The 18,175-nt window shown below is 67.8% G+C and carries 15 protein-coding genes and 1 pseudogene; 7 read left to right on the top strand and 9 right to left on the bottom strand.

All coding sequences use genetic code 11. The features are described 5' to 3' along the window. Nucleotides 1-2: 2 nt before the first annotated feature. The 7 genes and pseudogenes from EOV43_RS14930 (at nt 3) to EOV43_RS14960 (ending at nt 8,913) form a co-directional block, all read left to right on the top strand. Nucleotides 3-1,655: a hypothetical protein gene (locus EOV43_RS14930; protein ID WP_128221992.1), complete on the top strand. Its 1,653-nt coding sequence runs from the start codon at nt 3-5 to the stop codon at nt 1,653-1,655. Then, nucleotides 1,642-3,774 carry a hypothetical protein gene (locus EOV43_RS14935; RefSeq protein WP_128221993.1) on the top strand — a complete coding sequence of 711 codons (2,133 nt, stop codon included), beginning with the start codon at nt 1,642-1,644 and terminating at the stop codon, nt 3,772-3,774. The genes EOV43_RS14930 and EOV43_RS14935 overlap by 14 nt, the downstream gene beginning before the upstream one ends. Then, nucleotides 3,755-4,312, top strand: coding sequence for a hypothetical protein (locus EOV43_RS14940; protein ID WP_128221994.1), 558 nt, complete (start codon nt 3,755-3,757; stop codon nt 4,310-4,312). The genes EOV43_RS14935 and EOV43_RS14940 overlap by 20 nt, the downstream gene beginning before the upstream one ends. Before the next feature lie 97 nt (nt 4,313-4,409). Then, nucleotides 4,410-5,279 (top strand): nucleotidyltransferase domain-containing protein, encoded by an 870-nt coding sequence (locus tag EOV43_RS14945; protein ID WP_128221995.1) that lies wholly within the window; start codon nt 4,410-4,412, stop codon nt 5,277-5,279. A gap of 12 nt (nt 5,280-5,291) precedes the next feature. After that, nucleotides 5,292-6,194 carry an S-4TM family putative pore-forming effector gene (locus EOV43_RS14950; protein WP_128221996.1) on the top strand — a complete coding sequence of 301 codons (903 nt, stop codon included), beginning with the start codon at nt 5,292-5,294 and terminating at the stop codon, nt 6,192-6,194. Between the two features lie 153 nt (nt 6,195-6,347). Further along, nucleotides 6,348-7,115, top strand: a pseudogene (locus tag EOV43_RS14955) (YitT family protein); the annotation flags it as partial. Between the two features lie 136 nt (nt 7,116-7,251). Further along, complete coding sequence (locus EOV43_RS14960) at nt 7,252-8,913, top strand: alpha/beta hydrolase (RefSeq protein ID WP_128221998.1); 1,662 nt, start codon at nt 7,252-7,254, stop codon at nt 8,911-8,913. A gap of 39 nt (nt 8,914-8,952) precedes the next feature. On the opposite strand, the gene EOV43_RS14965 is transcribed toward EOV43_RS14960, so the two are convergent. The 9 genes from EOV43_RS14965 to EOV43_RS15005 form a co-directional block, all read right to left on the bottom strand. Further along, entirely contained in the window at nt 8,953-10,017 is a 1,065-nt protein-coding gene (locus tag EOV43_RS14965; RefSeq protein WP_128221999.1) for a VanZ family protein, read from the bottom strand. A gap of 46 nt (nt 10,018-10,063) precedes the next feature. Next, nucleotides 10,064-10,801 (bottom strand): VOC family protein, encoded by a 738-nt coding sequence (locus EOV43_RS14970; protein WP_128222000.1) that lies wholly within the window; start codon nt 10,799-10,801, stop codon nt 10,064-10,066. A gap of 102 nt (nt 10,802-10,903) precedes the next feature. Then, entirely contained in the window at nt 10,904-11,935 is a 1,032-nt protein-coding gene (locus tag EOV43_RS14975) for a nitrilase-related carbon-nitrogen hydrolase (RefSeq protein ID WP_128222001.1), read from the bottom strand. Further along, the gene (locus tag EOV43_RS14980; protein ID WP_128222002.1) at nt 11,935-12,387 is read right to left on the bottom strand and encodes a DUF3598 family protein; all 453 of its coding nucleotides are present in this window, start codon (nt 12,385-12,387) and stop codon (nt 11,935-11,937) included. The genes EOV43_RS14975 and EOV43_RS14980 overlap by 1 nt, the downstream gene beginning before the upstream one ends. After that, nucleotides 12,384-13,445 (bottom strand): oligopeptide/dipeptide ABC transporter ATP-binding protein, encoded by a 1,062-nt coding sequence (locus EOV43_RS14985; RefSeq protein ID WP_128222003.1) that lies wholly within the window; start codon nt 13,443-13,445, stop codon nt 12,384-12,386. The genes EOV43_RS14980 and EOV43_RS14985 overlap by 4 nt, the downstream gene beginning before the upstream one ends. After that, nucleotides 13,442-14,455, bottom strand: a complete 1,014-nt coding sequence (locus EOV43_RS14990; protein WP_128222004.1) for an ABC transporter ATP-binding protein — start codon at nt 14,453-14,455, stop codon at nt 13,442-13,444. The genes EOV43_RS14985 and EOV43_RS14990 overlap by 4 nt, the downstream gene beginning before the upstream one ends. 8 nt (nt 14,456-14,463) lie before the next feature. Further along, nucleotides 14,464-16,032, bottom strand: coding sequence for an ABC transporter substrate-binding protein (locus tag EOV43_RS14995; RefSeq protein ID WP_128222005.1), 1,569 nt, complete (start codon nt 16,030-16,032; stop codon nt 14,464-14,466). 65 nt (nt 16,033-16,097) lie between these two features. Further along, on the bottom strand, nt 16,098-16,988 hold the full coding sequence (locus tag EOV43_RS15000) for an ABC transporter permease (RefSeq protein WP_128222006.1): 891 nt from the start codon (nt 16,986-16,988) through the stop codon (nt 16,098-16,100). Beyond that, the gene (locus tag EOV43_RS15005) at nt 16,988-17,953 is read right to left on the bottom strand and encodes an ABC transporter permease (RefSeq protein WP_128222007.1); all 966 of its coding nucleotides are present in this window, start codon (nt 17,951-17,953) and stop codon (nt 16,988-16,990) included. Before EOV43_RS15005 ends, EOV43_RS15000 begins: the two co-directional genes overlap by 1 nt. Nucleotides 17,954-18,175 lie beyond the last annotated feature (222 nt).

An 18,175-nucleotide genomic window follows, 5' to 3' on the forward strand; every position in this document is an offset into this window, starting at 1 on the left:
GCGTGGCCATTCACGACTTGAAGGTCGTATGGACCCCCCGTCACGCTGGCTCTCCCGTCACCACGGACCTGGCTTCGCTGCCTGGGGCGTCGCTGGCGAAGAAGCAGGTCGCCCATGTGTTCGCAGAGATGCTCGGCACCGAGTGGCTCACCATCAAGACGAGCGAAACCAAGTTCTACGCCGCAAGCCGCTTCCTCGCATGGAGCGAGGTTGCCGGGCTGGAGAGCCTGTCAGGGCTCACTGTCGCTCGGTGGCAGGACTACATCCGACATGAGTTCGAGGGCTATGCCGAAACATCGGCGAAGAGCATGCTCCACCAGGCCCGGATCATCTTGGCCGCTTCACCTGACGTGCCTCAGGCGGTCAAGGACAGCCTCGCCAACATCCGCATCGGTCGCCCGGTGAACGACTCCGGCATGAAGGAGGCCTACACGACGGCTGAATTCCACGAGATCCGCCAGGCGGCGGAGCGACACCTTGCCAAGGCTCGCAAGCGCATCTCCACGTACTACCAGCGAGCGCAGCGCGCCACCGACGAGTCACCGGCGCTCGACAAGGCCCTCCGTCACCTCCTGGAGACCGGCGAGGTGACGCCGCTGAGTCGAGAGCAGTTGGAGGGGCTTCCTCGGCTCCCGCAGGCGTTGCTGCTCGGCAACAGCGAAGCGCTCGCGGCGGCTGCGCTCCTAGTCTGTGCCGAGGGCTACAACTTGTCAGTGATCAACCGGCTGGCCACTGACGAGATCCAACTGGGGGACCACCCGGACGAGGTGCGAGTCACGGAGATCAAGCCTCGAAGGTCTCCGCGACTCGAACGCGAGTCCACGGTCCTCGTGGGTCCGTCGAGCGCACTATGGCGGCGTATCCAGGCAGCGACCGAGCCCGCACGCGTCATGTGTCAGAACGTCGGGGCCCCGACACCTCTGCTGCTGCTGAGCCGCAGCACGTTCACCACGCCCGACGCCCAGACCCGCCGATACGGCAACGACGTCGAGCGTCCTGCACCGTACGTTCGCTCGGGCGTACCGAGCGGAGGGTCGCGGCGGGAGGACCTTCCGTGGATGCCGAATGGGCTCCCCTTGTCGTTCCCGAAACTACGACAGACGTACGTGACGGTCATCCAGAGGTCTCCCTCTCAGCACACCCAGGAGACGTGGGTGCGCGACTACCTGAGCAAGTCGGACGAGGCCAAGGCCAAGATCCATCAGCAGGTGGCGCGGGCCCAGATTGCGGCTATCCGGCGTGCCGAGGAGCGACTGGTGTCGCTCACACCAGTGGAGGACGCTCCTCCTGAGGCCTTGAACGGCTCCCAGGACACCGTCACCGCCTCGTGCAAGGACGTGCATCGCCACCCACAGACGGGAGGCGTTTGTACTGAGACCTTCTTCGCGTGTCTGACGTGCGAGAACGCAATCATCACGCCCGTCCATCTGCCTCGACTGGTCCTCATCCGGGACGCGCTCAGGGACCTGCGTACCGCGCTTACGCCCGGCCAATGGACTCGGTGGGAGCACGAATACACCCTCATCGAGACGCTCCTCAGGGAGAAGGCCCAACTCGACGACGACGAGGCCCGCATGTTGGCGGCCCGCGCAACGCGCACTGATCGTGAGAACGTCCGCTTGCTGCTGAAGGGTGAGTTCGATGCTGCTCAGTGACATCGTCCGGCAGACGACCCTTAGCGACCTGCCTGCTATCCCTGACATGGCATCGCGGGCTCCGTCCATCACCTCTGCCCGCACTGTCAGAGAAGGCGTGCGCATCGCGCCGGTCAGTGCTGACGCGTGGCCGTTGGAAGCCGTCAGCCACCCCGACCGGAAGCACCCCACGCTCTTCTTCGGGGCCCCCTCAGCCAGGCGCGCCAGCGAGTACCACGTCTCTGACGACTGGCTCGTCACGTACAAGCGCATCGCCTGGGCGCTGATCAACCACCCCACTCCGCTGGCGATGTACAGCAAGCAGGGGGCCAGGTACGCCAACCAGCCCAGCGCAGGAACCGTCAACACCTTCATGCAGGGCATCAAGCGGTTCTTGGATTGGCTGGACTCGATGGGGGTCAGCACCCTGTCCGCCTGCACGCCAGACCTGCTCGACCTGTACGCACAGGACATCGCAGCACAGGACCTCTCTACGGGCTATAAGCAGGCGTTCACACGCGTGCTCTACCGGCTGCACCACATGGGACCGGTGTTCGAGGATCACGAGCGCCTCTGTATGCCTGGCTGGGGGGACGCCACCCCGTTCAGGACTGGCCCTAGTGGCGAGAACCGCACGCAGATCGTCCACCCAGAGACGATGGACGCCCTCCTCAACTGGTCCCTCCGGATGGTCCGCGAGTGTGCCGACGACATCCTTGATGCTTGGCAGCGGGAGCCAGTCAAGACCACGCCCGTTCGAGGTGCAGCGAAGAGGTTCATCCGCAACTGGCTCGACTGCCACGATGGGACCTTGCCCGCGAACAAGTCAGGTGTTGACCAGCGGTACCTCGCCTATCTTGCGGGGTGCTCCGAGAACCAGGTCAAGACCGCCCTCAAGGATGTACGTGCCGAACTCCGTGAGGACAGGACCTTCGGCGCTCCCATCTCCTTCGTGGGAAGCGCCGTCATTGACGGACGCCCCTGGGCTACGCAGGCTTCGTTCTACGACCTCGTCGCGGGGCGTTCACGTGGCGGGTGGCCGTACTGGGTGAGTCACCTCCAGACGGCCGCGCTGATCGTTGTCACCTACCTGACTGGCATGAGGCCGGGGGAGGCCCTGTCGTTGCGCCCTGGCTGCGTAGAAGAAGTCCCACCCAACCCCGAAAGGCCCGAGGGCGTACTGACCTACCTGGTCCACGGCACGGTTCTGAAGACCAGGGACCAGGCACACACGGAATCGCTAGGCGCTCGGGACGCAACCTGGGTGGCCTCGCAACCAGTGGTCGACGCGATCCGGGTTGCGGAGCGGATCAACGCGGGGGCGGACTACCTCTTTACCACCCCGCACGCGGGCAAACTGAATCTGGGGACTGCCAACGCTGCCATCAACGACTACGCCAATTGGGTCAATGACCTCGTCCGCCGCGAGGGACACAACGGGGCACACCTCATCCCTGCCGACCCTCACGGCAGCCTTGCTCCGTCCCGATTCCGTCGCAGCATCGCCTGGTTCATCTATCAAGAAGACGACGGCGAAGTCGCGCTCGGCATGCAGTTCAAGCACCTGGAACACTCGCTCGGCAGAGACGGCTACGCCGCCACGGGCACCGTCGGCATGGCCAACATGATGGACGAGGAACGAGCGCGAGCACACTTGGATCTGCTGGACTCGGTGACTGAATTTGCTACCTCCGGCACCCACGTCTCAGGCCCCGCCGCTGATCGTCTCGTGGACCAGGTTGGCCAGAGCCGCGTTTACCTGGCCACGGTCACGAGCAGCCGTGCCGCCCAAGCGCTAGCACGCGACAGCGCCTTCGCGGTCTTCGACAACCGCCGCGCGTTCAGCCTGTGTGTCTATAACCCTTCAACGGCGCTCTGTAGCCCGCAGAGCCCCGATGGGCCCGACACCTTGCGGTGCAAGAGCAACTGCCCGAACCACGCTCGAACAGACGAGACAGTGGCGCCGCTGGTCGCTGACCTTGAACGCCTTCGGCAGTCCCTGCGGAATCCGCTCCTGCCAGAGCCGCTTCGGCTCCGTCAGGAGGCACTCGCGGCGGACCGTCTGCGAGTCGTCGAAGACCACCGGGACAACGCCCGATTCGTCCAACTGGAAGAGGCCCATGGCGAAGAAGAACCCTGACCAGTCGCGTGACGTACGTGCCGCCATGGAGCGTCTCCTCAACGGCACCCCACAGACGGTGCACCCTGCCAGTCTCAACTTGAAGGGACTGGCGCAGGAGGCAGGGGTGTCGCGACCCAGCCTGTACCGCCAGTACAAGCCTCTCGCGGATGAGTTTCTCCAACGCGTCGAGCACCTCCAAAGCCCCGACCGACCCACCACACCGCAGGAACGGGCCATGCGTGACGAGTTGGATGAGGTGCGCGCCCAGTACGCCGAACTTGAGGATAGGTACCGGCAGTCCCAAGAGGCACAGACTCGCTGGAAGGAAGCCGCGACGGTCGCTTTCCGCACTGCCAACGCAGCGAAAAAGGAGGCACGACGGCTCTACACGGCCAACGTGGCCCTCCACAGGAGCCTGGAGCAGACCCGCGCCCAACTGACCGGTCGGCCGACACCTCACGCGACGCGACCTCGGCCCAATGCCTTCGGCTTCGACAAGGAACCAGAGCCAACCCTGAACGATGAGTCCCTGCACAAGTGGATCGACGAGGCCTGAGCCGAGACCGCTCTTCGGCCAGATGCAGCGAATGAGTGTCGGCACTCCACCGTAGGGTGACCCGCGACATCGGCCGTTGAACACCGTGGGGGGAACCATGACGACGCTTTCCGAAGGCATAGACCGCTACCTCGAAGCGCGCGCTCCGAAAGAGTGGCACAAGGCCGAGGTCCGCCAGCACCGCGAGCGAGTGCGGGAGATCATCGGCAGCAAGCACCGACTGATGGGCTTCTTCCAGAGCGGCTCGTTCCAGCACGGCACCGCAGTGATGCCCTACAGCGACGTCGACTACATCGCCCGCATCCACTACGAGGATCGCCCTCAGTCTTCCAACACGATCCTGAACAACCTGCGGGACCTTTTGCGGAGCGAATTATGGGAAGCCACCGTCACGGTGAGCCGCCCGGCTGTCACCTTGAACTTCCCCGGCCTCCTCCCGTACTACGAGATCACACCTGCATACCTCGAACGCGGCACCACCGACGAGGACCGCGTCCTCCTGATTCCGGCTCCGGGTGGCGGCTGGCGGGAAGCAGCACCCCAGGCTCACAACAAGATCGTCGCCAGTCTCGACCGCCAGCACGACGGCGACGTCCGCGAGACTGCCCGCCTCCTCAAGGCATGGAAGTACCAGCACAGCGTCTCGATCTCCTCGTTCTACTTGGAAATGCGCGCCGCCGAGTTCGCCAAGAACCACGACACGGTTTACCCCTTCACTGCAGTCCGGTCCATCGTGACGACGCTGGTCAACCAAGGGCTGCCTGCCATGAACGATCCCGCCCGACTGGTTGCGCGGATCAGCCCATGCTCCGGGGAATCAGCACGCGCATCGGCGATGGCCGACCTCCGGAGGTTCAAGAAGAGCATCGACGCCGCCCACTCGGCATGGCTCACCAACGACCGGTGGGAAATGAACGAGGCCCTGCAAGCCATCTGGGGCAGCGACTTTCCGTACAGCGACACGTAGGCTCCTGCCGCGATGACCGACAGTCCCCGGCCCCCGATCTCCGTCCGGCAGAACACCGAGCGTGCCCAGCGCTTTCTCGCCGCGCAGTCCCGGCTGTACACCGACGCCAAGCGACTCCATGACACCCGGTTCCTCACCGTGGTGCTACTGGCAGCCGTCACCGTTACTGTGGCGCTCGCCTTTCCGGAAGCACGGGTCGTAGTCGGAGCCGTCGGCGGTGCCACCACCTTCCTCTGGTCATTGCTCGGTGGCGGACGCGAGAAACGGTGCCGGAAGCAGGCCGCCTTCACGCAAGAGGAGTTCGACACCTACGTTTTCGACCTGCCTTGGAATGTGATGGCGGCCGAGCACCCCTCGCCGACGCTCATAGTCGAGGCCGCCAACCGGTACCAAGGGAACCGAACCAAAGACTGGTACCCCGACACCGGGGCCGTCGAGCGCCCCCTCGACATCCTCATCTGCCAGCGAAGCAACCTCGGTTGGGGTGCTTCGATCCACCGCTTCTACGGAGCCGTCCTCACCGGCTGCCTCGTCGTTCTCGTCCTCCTCGGGGTCGCTATTGCGCTCATCGGTGACCTCAACGCCACCGACGCGCTGGTCTCCCTCGTCGTCCCCCTGCTAGGACCCGCACGTGAACTCATCGAGATGATCCGTAGCAACCGAGACAGCAGCGAGACCAAGGCCAAAGCAGAGATGAAAGTCCATCGCCTCTGGGAGCAAGCCCTTCGACCCGGCAGCGCAATCACGGTCTCCGACTGCCGTGCGGTGCAGGACCTGATCCTGGGCATCCGCCAGACCAACGCCCACGTCCCGGACTGGCTGGATAACTTGCGACGGAGCCACAGCGAAACGTTGATGCAGCAGAGTGCCGAACACCTTGTGGAAGAGGCCCTCCGTCAGGGCAAGGCCCGCTGAGGGGCCCAGCCAGAGTCCTGCACGAGCGGTAGACGGCACCTGCGCTCGGGCTCGGATGCAGGTGCTCCGGTGTTCGCGTGTGGGGGCCGGTGGAGAACACCAAGCCGGGTTCACTGAACGCTCGCCAGCACTCGGGATTACCCCAACGAGTTCCTCGACGGCGGCATCGTCGGCATCTCGATCATCGCCACCTACTGGATCGACATCCCCATGGGCGTCTACATCGGCGTCCTCAACCTGCCGTTCCTGATCCTGGCGTGGAAGGCCGTCGGACACCGTTCGGCGGTCCGTTCCGCGGTCGGCATCATCACGCTGTCGGTGGCCACCACCCTCCTGCACCACATGCACCCGATCACCGACCAGTCGTGGCTGGCGCTGATCTGCGGCGGCGCCATGATCGGCGTCGGCGTGGGCGTGGCCCTGCACCACGGTGGCGCGCTCGACGGCACCGAGGTGCTGGCCACCGTGCTGGCGGCGCAGACCAAGTTCACCGTCGGTCAGCTGATCCTCTACGTGAACCTGGCGATCTTCGCCCTCGCCGGTTTCGTTATCTCCTGGGAGTCGGCGCTGCTCAGCGCGGTGCTGTTCTACGTCGTCGTCAAGGACCTCGTCGACCAGATCGCCCACGGTGAGTCCGGAGCCCGACAGGTCCGTGTCACCACCCGTCACCGCGACGAGATCGCCAAGCTCGTCACCGGCCACACGAAGCGTCCCGTCGTGGTCTCGAAGCAGCTCAAGTACCACGGCGACATCGACCTCTGGGAGGACGTCTGGGTGATCACCTTCGCCACGACGCGCCTGGAGGAGGCGGCGATCGCGGAGGAGATCGAGGAGATCGACCCGCGCGCCAACATCACCTTCTCCGACATCGCGAACCTGCACGGTCCGGTGGCGGAGAAGCTGGCCAACGGTCACCACTGACCCCCTCGCACCCCACCGGATTGAGTCGTGTTTCGGACGAAATGACGACTCGAACCGGTGGGGTGCGGCGCAATTGCGACGCTGACGACACCCGCACGTCACGTGGTTGTCGCAGCCGGCTGGTAGACCGTGAGTCATGGCTTGGGCACTTCTCTACCTCCACGGCGTCGGCGACGCGGTCCGCAACGACGCCTGGTACGACTCGCTGCACTCCTCGCTCGAACGCCACGGCATCGAGGTGCCGCCCCGGGCGTCGTCGAGGATCATCGCCCCCGACTACGTCGAGCTCCTGAAGTTCCCGCCCGCCGAGGGCGGTTCCGCGCCGACCCGCACCGTCAAGGACACCTCCCCCAAGGACGAAGCCCTGACCCGACGGGCCGAGTACGCGCGACGTCAGGCACGGTCGGTCTCCGAGCTCACCGGCACCGTCGACTCCCGCGGCCTGCGCAACATCGCCGGCGGCATCGACCTGGCCCGCGTCCCGCTGCCGCGCGACCTCCGCGACAGCCGCCACTACCTGCGCAACGAGGCGTTGCGTCGTGCGGTCCTGCACCGCGTCCTGGGCTCGTTGGGCGGGCACCGTGACCTCGTCGTCGTGGGCCACTCGCTCGGCTCGCTGGTCGCGATCGACCTGTTGCGTCACCTACCGCCGGGCGTGCGGATCCGTCGTCTGGTGACGTTCGGGTCGCCGGCAGGCGTGCTGGGGCTGTGGAAGTCGTTGCCCTTCCAGCGCGACGACTTCCCGTTCCACCAGGTCGAGGGCTGGATCAACGTCCTCAACCCGTTCGACGTGATCACCCGCGGTGCGGGCGTGAACCGCCTCTTCCCCGCAGCGGCCGACGTCCGGATCCAGCTCGGAGCCTCGCACTCGGCCGCGATGTACCTGGGGCATCCGGTGGCCGGCCAGGTGCTCGCCGAGGTGCTGCGACCGCCGCGCACCCAGATCAGCGACGAGAAGGCGCTCGAGGTCGCGCTCTCCGCCCACGAGACCGACCAGCTCGACGCGCTCGCGTTCGCACACCTCGTCGGTGAACAGATGACTCCCGGCAAGGAGAAGACGGTCCGGGTCCGGCTCGCGCTGCAGGGCCTGCGTGAACGCACCGGCCGCGCCATGCGCCTGGCCCGCGAGGAACGCGGCGAGCCGATGCCGGCGATGGTGTCGGTCCTGGAGTCCGGCGACGAACCCGAGTTCCGGTTCTCGCACCGCCCGTTGGAGGAGCAGCTCTTCTTCGCGGTGCTGATGGCGACGTCCAACCCGTTGGCCCCCTACGACGTCGACCTCGCGGCCGAGCACCTCGCCGCCGTCGAAGCGCTGTGGACGGCGTACGGCTACACCCGTCCCGAGGCGAAGCGGGTCGCGACCGCGGTCCGCGAGTCCGCCGGGCAGTTCTCCCGCACCGCCTGGCACCGGCACCTGATGGGCGACACGATCTTGGGCTCCACGCGGGTCTCGTCAATGCTCGGCGAGGAACGTCAGGGGCTGGTCACGCCACTGACCCCCACCGACCAGGTGCGTTCCCAGGTCCTCCGCCTGACCGCGTTCACCGAGGCGCACCGCTCCCTCGACCTGCCCGGCGACCGCACCGCCGGTTGGATGACGCTGCAGGCGTGGTCGAGCGAGATCGCCGCCCACCTCAACGACCTCGAGGCGGTCAGCGACCCGGGGTCGGCGACGGTGAAGGAACTCAAGGCCCGCCTGCAGATCATCGCCAAGGCCCTCGCGTGGCTCGACGAACGCGGTCTGCTGCCCGAGGAAGAACCCCTGGCCGACGACGAGGTGCGCGGCGAGCTGGTCTGACCCCAAGGCCTGACCCCAGCCCCTGACTCAACCCCTGGCTCAGCCCCGTACCGGCTCCCGGGCTGACGTGGGGACGCCCTGCACCTCCAGGTCGAGACCGCCGAGGGTGTTCGACAGCCCTCGGTGCTCCCGGCCCGACCACGCCGCGACGACGGTGACCACCAGGAACACCACGTAGGCCCAGCCCGGGCCGTCCCACGCGGTGAGGGCGGCGAACGCGCCGACGCCGGTGGCCCACTTCACGACGCGTCCGGGCAGCGCGAGGGCGGGACGGCGAGCCCGGGTGCGGACCGCGACGGCCCACTCACCGATGGTGCGTCCGGCGAGCAGGACGACGACGAGCTGCAGCAGGCCAGCGGCTCCCCAGGCGATCCATGCGTCGAGGTGGTCGTCGAGTCGGGCAGCGTCGCCGGGACCGTAGAGGTGGTACCAGCGCCAAGCAATGTTGACCCCGACGGCGACGATCGAGGTGACGAGGGCGTCGAGCAGCATCCCCGTCCAGCGTCGTCCGCGGGAGACGTGGGTGGGCAGCGGGCGTCGTTCGGGATCCTTGGTGACGACGAACGCCGAGAGCAGCGACCCGACCACGGCCCCGAGGGTGTTGGTGGCGAGGTCGTCGACGTCGAACAGCCGGTAGGCGCACTCGAAGACGCCCCACACTCCGGTGTACTGGGTGGTCTCGATCAGCAGCGACGTCGTGAAGCCGAGGACGCCGGCGACGAGGAAGCCGCGGCGCAGCACCCGTCGGACGAAGAACCCGAAGGGCACGAACAGGACGACGTTGAGCACGACCTGCATGAACATCGAGTTCCGGGCCAGCTGACCCAACGACCCGACGCCGCGTTCCTTGACGTCGGCCCAACTCGCGAAGAGCGTCGTCTGGGCAGGTTGGCAGCTGAACTCGTTGCTCGACGGCAACGGCAGCAGCGTGTACGTCCACAGTGCGACGCCGTAGACGGCCGCGGCCACCAGGGTCAGCACCGCCCCCAGCCCGAGACGGCCGTTGCGGCGGTACATGACCGCGGCGACGGGGGTGATCAGCAGGACGGCGAGGAACGCCCCGACCAGGATCGCGAGGAACGCGTTGGAGGCCTGTTGCGACATGGCTCCAACCTAGGCGAGCCCACCGGCTGGCCGAAGGATGTCGCGCTCAGTCGAGTGCCGCGAATTCCGAGACCGCCCCCAGGACGCAGAACTCGTTGCCCGACGGGTCACGCCAACACGTCCATGGCAGGTCGCCCCAGTCGGTGACGAGCTCGGTGCCACCGCGACGCAGGATCTCGGCGTGGACGTACTCGGCGTCGTCGTACTCGTCGAGGCGGACGTCGAAATGGATCCGGTTCTTCCAGGCGCCCTGCGGTCGGGTCTCGGGCACGAGCTCGATGACCGGGCCGACCCCGGTGGGGTGGCGCAGCGAGTGTTCGACGGTGCCCCGGGCGGGCCGCCAGCCGGTGAGCCAGCTCCAGAACTCCTGGTCACGCTCGGGGACGGCGGAGGCCAGCGGGAACGCAGCGACCTGACCGGACCCGGCGTAGGCGGCACGGTCCTCCAGGACGCAGAACGGGTTGCCCTCGACGTCGGCCATCACCGTCCACGCGACCTCGCCCTGCCCGACGTCGAGATGGGTGGCACCGAGTTCTTCGAGACGCTCGACGACGAGTTCGGGGACCAGCCCGCCGGCGAGGTCGAGGTGCATCCGTAGGGGTTCGGCCGGGACGTGCCCCACCGGCTGGAAACAGAGGTCGAGGTCCTGTCCCGGACCGATGTTCAACCGGGTCTCGAACCCGTCGGGTGAGTCGGTGAGGTTCTGGGTGCCGAGGGCGGCTTCCCAGAAGCGGCCCAGGGCCCGGGGGTCGACAGCGTCGAAGACGACGTTCTCCAGATGCACCCGACCACCGTAGGTGGTGGGTCGCAATCAGGGAACAGAACGGGCCGGCCGCAGGTCTCCCCGCGACCGGCCCGGTCGACTCCCGCTCAGGGCGAGCAGAGCTCACTTCCAGCGGTCGAACGCTCCGACGTGCTCGGCGGTCTCGTACAGCGACGCCGGCTGGACCTCGGCGAACAGGTTCGGAGGAAACCGGCTCACGTAGCCCGCGTACACGTCGCGGTAGAGGTCCCAGTGGATGTCGGGCTGCAGGTGCCGGGCCCGGAACTCCGCGATGGGGATCCGGGCCTGGATCAGGGCCTCGTGCTTGCCCTCGGCACGCACGATCGCCTTGCCGTCGGGGCCGAAGATCGCGGAACCACCAGCACCGGTGTCCTCGAAGTAGGGGCCCTTGCGGAGCAGCAGCGCGTTGTTGGCGATCGCCACGTAGACCTTGTTGTGCAGGGCCGTGGAGGCGACGTCGACCTCGGTGAAGCTGCCCGACGCCGTGCGCAGGATGACCTCGGCGCCCTTGATCGCCAGGGCCCGCATCAGGTCGGGCTCCAGCTGCGTCGAGGACAACGAGATGTTGCCCAACGACGTCTTCGCGACCGGCAGTACGGCGTCAGCTCCGTACTTGGCGACGTACTCGTCGAGGACGTCGTAGATGGTGGTCGTGAAGAGCTCGAAGTGGGGGAAGAGTCCCCGGACGTTGCGCGCCTTCCAGTGGCTCGCGATCAGTTCGCCGTCCGGACCCATCAGGTTGGTCAGGCTCAGCACGTGGCCGGGCCAGTCGGGGTCCTTCACGTACGCACCGAACGCGATGTGGGCCTTGTACTGTTTGGCCTTCGCCGCGATCGCCGCGATCTCGGGTCCGTCGAGCGTGATGCACCGCTCCAACGCCTCCTCGCGGGTCCAGAGGTCCCACCCCGAGATGGGGAACTCGTGGAACAGCAGGAGGTCGGGGCCCGCGCCGTAGTGGTAGGCGTTGTCGATCAGGTGGAGCATGTGGGCGAGGTTGTCGTCCATCTCCTCCTTGTTCGCCGCCGGGTGGATCCGGGACTGGGCGACGCCCAACGTCCAGGCGTCCTTGCCCAGCGGCGCGACCTCGTAGCGGCCGGGAGCGACAGCGCCGGCGGCAACGTCCGGGGTCGTCATCAGGCGATCTTCTTCTCGCGGATGACGGTGCGCTTCACGAGGCGGTCGTCCTCCATCCAGTGCCAGGTACGGACCTTCTGCTGGCCGTCGCTGGAGAGCTGGATCAGCTCGTAGAGGTAGTTGCCCTCCTTGAGGAGCTCCTTGTACGTCCAGGTGAGCATGATGGTGCGCTCGTCGGTCTGGTACATGTACCCGGCGATCCGGTCGTCGTCGAAGCGGACCTTCTCGCCGTCGAGCGTGCCGGGGAACTCGAACGCGTGCTGACGCCCGTCGGCCCAGGTGTAGGTGTTGATCTGCTTGATGTCGGCCGAACCGTCGGTGGGAGCCCACATCTTGAGGTGGGACGCGTGGCGGTCGATCTCGTTGCCGTCGGGGTCGAGGTGGACGTACTCGCCCTCCCACTCACCGATGTGCTTGTTCAGGATCGGGAAGGTCTCGTCCCAGGCGTTCATCGTGCGTTCCTCTCAGTGGGGTGGGCGCCCGCGGTGAGCGTGGCGGCCAGTTCTTCGGTGCGCAGGCAGGCGACGACGCGAGCGTCGGGCCGGGTCAGCGCGGGGGGAATCGTGGTGGTGCACTCGTCGGTGGCGAACGGGCACCGGGTGTGGAAGCGGCAACCCGCGGGCGGGTCGATCGCCGAGGGAACCTCGCCGGTGAGGCCGTCGCCGTGGAGCTTGCCGATGACGAGCTCGGTGGGCGCGGCGGCCAGGAGGGCCCGGGTGTAGGGGTGTTCGGGGGCGGTGAAGACGCGCTCGGAGGGGCCCCTCTCGACGATCTCACCGAGGTACATCACCGCGACGTCGTCGGCGAGGTGCCGGGCGATGTCGAGTTCGTGGGTGATCAGGACGTAGGTGAGGCCGAGGCGGGCGCGCAGGTCGGAGAGCAGGTTGACCAGGGTCGCCTTGACGCTGACATCGAGGCTGGCAGTGGGTTCGTCGAGGACGAGGACGTCGGGTTCACCGGCCAGGGCGCGGGCCACGGTGACGCGCTGCAGCTCGCCGCCGGACATGTCGCGCGGGCGACGGCTCAGGTAGTTGGCAGGCAGGCCCACCATCTCCAGCAGTTCCCCGGCCCGACGACGGATCTCCGCCTTGCCGCTGACCCCACCGTGCAGGGTGAGCGGCTGGGCGAGGATGTGTTCGACGGTGCGGGCCCGGTTGAGGGCAGACCACGGGTTCTGGGAGACCAGCTGGACGCGTCGTCGGGCGGCGGGGTCGTGGGTGGTGACGGGGACGACCTCGTGACCAGCGATCTTCACGCTCCCCGACGTCGGCGTGGTGAGGCCGACGAGCAGCTTGGCGACCGTCGACTTCCCGCAGCCGGACTCACCGATCAGGGCGAGCGAACGGCCGCGCGGGACGTCGAGGGTGATGCCGTCCAGGGCGTGCACCAGCGCGGGCTCTTCGCCGCGCTTGCGGCGGCCGGTGAGCGGGTAGTGCTTGACCAGGCCGTCGATCTGGACGAGCGCCGTGTCAACAGTTGCGTCGGTGGTGACGATGGGAGTGGTGCTCATGCGGGGCTCCCGGGGTGGTGGCAACGGACGGTGCGGCCGACGTCGGTCTGACCGGCATCGCTCTGGTGGGGGGTGATGTCGTAGGTGGTCACCGACTCGGGGTCGACGCGGTGGCACAGGTCGGTGGCGCGGTCGCAGCGCGGAGCGAACGGGCAGCCGGGCAGCAGTTGGGCGCCGGAGACCGAGCCGGGGATCGGCATCAGTCGTTCGCCGACGGCACGGTTGCTCGGCATCGCCCGCAGCAGCGCCCTGGTGTAGGGGTGCTGGGGGTCCTCGAAGAGCTGACGGGTGGTGGCGACCTCGACCAGACGTCCGCCGTACATGACGCCGACGCGGTCGCAGACCTGCGCGACCACCGACAGGTCGTGGGTGACCAGCAGGACGGTGTTGCCCAGACGCTCGCGCAGGTCGAGCAGGAGCCGCAGCACCTGGGCCTGGACGGTGGCGTCGAGCGTCGTGGTGGGTTCGTCGGCGAGGACCAGCTGCGGCTCACGAGCCAGGACGGCGATCGCGATCAGCATCCGCTGCAGCTGCCCGCCGGAGAACTGGAACGGGTAGTCGCCCAGACGCTTCTTGAGGCCTCCGAGGCCGACGTCGGCGAGGAGTGCGTGGAGCCGCTCGTCGTCGACCTGTCCCCCGGTGAGCCGGCGCAGCTGGGCCGCGACCGGCGTCACCGGGGACAACGAGGTCATGGGACGCTGCGGCACCAGACCGATGTCGCTGCCGCGCAGGGCACGCAGCCCCGACTCCGACATCGACGCCAGGTCGGCGCCGTTGAACTCCAGCGTGTCGGCGCGCATCTGCGTGCCGCGGGGCAGCAGGCGCATCAGCGCAGTGACGAGGCTGCTCTTGCCCGAGCCGGACTCGCCGACCAGGCCGAAGACCTCACCACGCTCGACGTGGAACGAGACGCCACGCACGGCCGGGACGGTCCCCCGGGCGGTGCGGTAGGTGACGTCGAGGTTGCTCACCTCGAGGAGTGGTGCCTGCTGGAGTTCGGTGCGTCCCATGACCGGCCTCAGCCCAGACGGCGCAGCGAGGCTGCGTCCAGGCGTCCCAGCGAGAGCTGGTCGGCGTCGAGGGCGGTGACGTCGTCGCGCTGGGCCACGATCGTCGAGGGGTAGACCGGCGGGACCGCGATCGCGTCGGCGGCGAGGATGCCGTTGACCTTCTTGGTCAGCTCGGCGCGCTCGGCCTTGTCGGTGGTGGCCCACGCCTGGTTCATCAGCGTGTCGGCCTCGGCGTTGGCGTAGCCCTGGTTGAGCGTGTTGGTGGAGGCGTAGGAGGTGAACAGCGGGAACGAGGAGTCGCCCGCGGAGACACCGGTGACGAACGTCGTCATCGACAGCTGGTACTCGCCCGCGACCCAGTTCGCCGCCCAGGTGCCGGCGTCGGTGGAGTCGATGGTGGCCTCGATGCCGGCCTTCTTCCAGCCCTGCGCGAGCGCCTCGGCCATCTTGACCGTGGCCTCGGAGGAGTTCGAGATGGAGAGCTTGAACTTCAGGCCGTCGGCGTAACCGGCCTCGGCGAGCAGGGCCTTGGCCTTCTCGACGTCGGGCGTCGCGGGGTACAGGTCGAGGGCCTCGTCGTAGGCGTCGAGGGCCGGACCGGCCGGACCCTGCGCCGTCGTGGCGGTGCCGTTGTAGACGAGCTCGGAGACACCCTCGCGGTCCATCGCGAAGGCGAGGGCCTGACGGACCTTGACGTCCTTGAAGGGGCCCTTCTTGGCGTTGAAGAAGGTGAGCACCGACGTCGGCGAGTCGACGACCTGGACGTCGAGCTTCTTGTCCTTCTCGAGCTGGGTGACGTTGCTGGCCGGCACGTCGGTCATCACGTCGATCTTGCCCTCGCGGAGGTTGACCAGGCGGGTGCCGGCGTTGGGGATCGCGCGGAACTCGATGGTCTCGGGGCCGTCGTACTCGGCGCGGTAGTTGTCGTTGCGGATCAGCGTGACCGACTGGCCCTGGGTGATCTTGCCGAGGACGAACGGGCCGGTGCCGATGGTCGTGTCGTTGGTGTCGAGGGTCGAGGAGTGGATGATCGGCAGGTTCTCCAGGTGCGAACGGAGCACGCCGTACGGGGTGGAGAGGTGGATCTCGACGGTGGTGTCGTCGACAGCCTTGGCGTCCTTGACGAAGTAGGCGAAGTACGACGTCCAGTCGGTGTAGGCGGTCGGGTCGGCGACGTGGTTGATCACGGCGGCGACGTGGTCGGCGGTGAACGCGTCACCGTTGGAGAACTTCACGCCCTCGGCGAGCTTGATCGTCCAGGTGAGGCCGTCGGAGGAGATCTCCGGCTCGGCGGCGGCCAGTGACGGGGTCGAACCGCCCTTGCCGTCGGTCTCGTAGAGGGTGTCGGTGATCGGGTCGGTCACCCAGGCCAGCGAACTGGTGGTGGCCACCAGCGGGTTGGCGTAGTCCGAGAGGGACGGCATGCCGACCACGACGGTGCCACCCGCCACCGGGTCACCGACGGGGCCGTCGGTGGAGGAGTCGGAGCCGCAGGCGGTGGCGAGCAGCGCCATCGCGGCGATGCCGACACCGGCGACGAGGCGCCGCGGAGCCGAGGGGACGAACAGTGCCTTCATGGGGATCTCCTGAGGTGCGGGTGGAACGAGGGAAAGGGGACTGCGAAGAGGGCGAACGACGGAGCTCAGCGACGGCCGGAGACGAGGCGTTCGACCTCGTCGCCGAGCAGGTTGACGCCGATGGTGACGAAGAGGATCGCGGCGCCGGGCAGGACCGAGAGCCACCAGCCGCCGATCATCAGCGAGCTCGTCGCGTCGGAGAGGAGGTTGCCGAGGCTGGCCTGCGGGGGCTGCATGCCCAGGCCCAGGAAGCTGAGCGCGGACTCGGCGAAGACCGCGATGCCGATCCACAGGAAGCCTTGGACGAGGACCGGCGGGAGGACGTTGGGGAGCAGTTCGCCGAAGAGGATCTTTCGCTTCGGGACGCCGACGACGCGCAGCGCGTCGACGTACTCCTCCTGCACCTCCACCAGGGTGGCGGCGCGGGTGACGCGGGCGAAGAGCGGCAGGAACGAGACCGCGAGCAGGATGACGACCTTGACCGCCGGGGTGAACGTGAACGGTCCGAGTTCGCTGGAGCCGGTGCCGGTCATGCCGACCACGAAGAGCGCCAGGACGAAGACGGGCAGGGCCTGCAGGGCCTCCATGACGCGCATCAGGACGGCGTCGAGCTTGGAGCCGCCGCGGTAACCGGCCAGCAGGCCGATCGGGACGGCGATCAGGAGTCCGGCCGCGACCGATCCGACGGCGACAGCGAGCGAGAGCCGGGCGCCGACCGCGGTGCGGGCGAAGACGTCACGACCGAGGTCGTCGGTGCCGAACCAGTGCGCACCGGAGGGGGCTTCGAGGGCGCCGCCGGTGCGCTCGTCAGGGTCGACCCCGATCAGCGGACCGACGACGGCGAGCAGGACGAAGACGGCGACGAACGCGACTCCGACCCAGCCCAGGCCGGACAGGTGCGGGATCTGCAGGCGGCGCACGCGGGGGGCGGCGGCGGGGATGGCCGGGGCGCTCATCAGCGGGTCCTCCCGAGGAACTGGATGCGGATGCGGGGGTCAATCGCGAAGTAGAGGAGGTCGACGACGAGCGTCGAGATGAGGAACGCTCCGGCCGTCCACACGGTCGCGGCGATCGCGACGGGGTAGTCGTGGGCCAGGAACGAGCTGACGACGAGCTGGCCGACGCCGGGGATGTTGAAGACGTTCTCGATCAGCACCGCGCCGCCGATGAAGGTGCCGAGCATCATGCCGACGACGGTGACGGTGGGGATGACGGCGTTGCGCAGCGCGATCCGGGTCAGCAGGGTCCGCTCCCCCAGACCGAGGGCGCGTCCGAAGGTGACGTGGTCGGCGTCGAGCGCCTCGATCATCGAGGTCCGCAGGGTGCGGGCGATGACGCCGGCGGCGCCGAGGCCGAGGGTGAAGGCGGGCAGGACGAGCGCCTTGAGGTGCTCACCCACGCCGTCGCCCCACGCGACCCAACCGGAGCTGGGCAGGACGCCGGGCAGGTAGAGGCCGAAGACCATCACCAGCACCAGGCCGAGCCAGAAACTGGGGATCGAGAGCGCGACGACGCTGCCGACCCTGACGATGCCGTCGAGGGCTCGACCGCGGCGGGCTGCTGCGACCGCGCCGAAGACCATGCCGACGACCGTCCAGACGACGAACGAGACGAGGCCGAGCTCGAGGGTGATCAGCATCCGGTCGCCCAGGAGCTCCGAGACCGGGGTGCCGGTGGTGAGCGAGGTGCCGAGGTCGAGGGTGACGATGCTGAGGACGAACGAGAGGTACTGGGCCCACAGCGGACGGTCGAGGCCGAGCTGGGCCATCACCGCTTCGCGCTTCTCGGGGGTGGGGTTGTTGCCGAGGTAGGCGTTCTCGGGGCCGCCGGGGGTGGCGTGCAGCATCAGGAAGACCATCGTGAGGACGAGCAGCAGGACGACTGCTGCGCCTCCGATCCGCCTCAGTGTGTACGCCAGCAAGCTGACCTCCGTGGGGTGCCGTGTGGGGGAAGTGCCCGGGCACCGTCAGTGCCAAGGCTGTGATCCCGGACACTAGGTATGACCCACGCCACACCGGAATAAAGTCGTACATAAAGCAGCGGATTTCGAAACAAGGTTTCGCACAGCGACATGCGGGGGTACACGCAACCACCGCGGGGAGCACATGGGCACCCGACCTGCGACGACGTCCGCGCGCCACCG

The sequence above is a fragment of the Nocardioides yefusunii genome (genome assembly GCF_004014875.1).
GTDB lineage: Bacteria > Actinomycetota > Actinomycetes > Propionibacteriales > Nocardioidaceae > Nocardioides > Nocardioides yefusunii.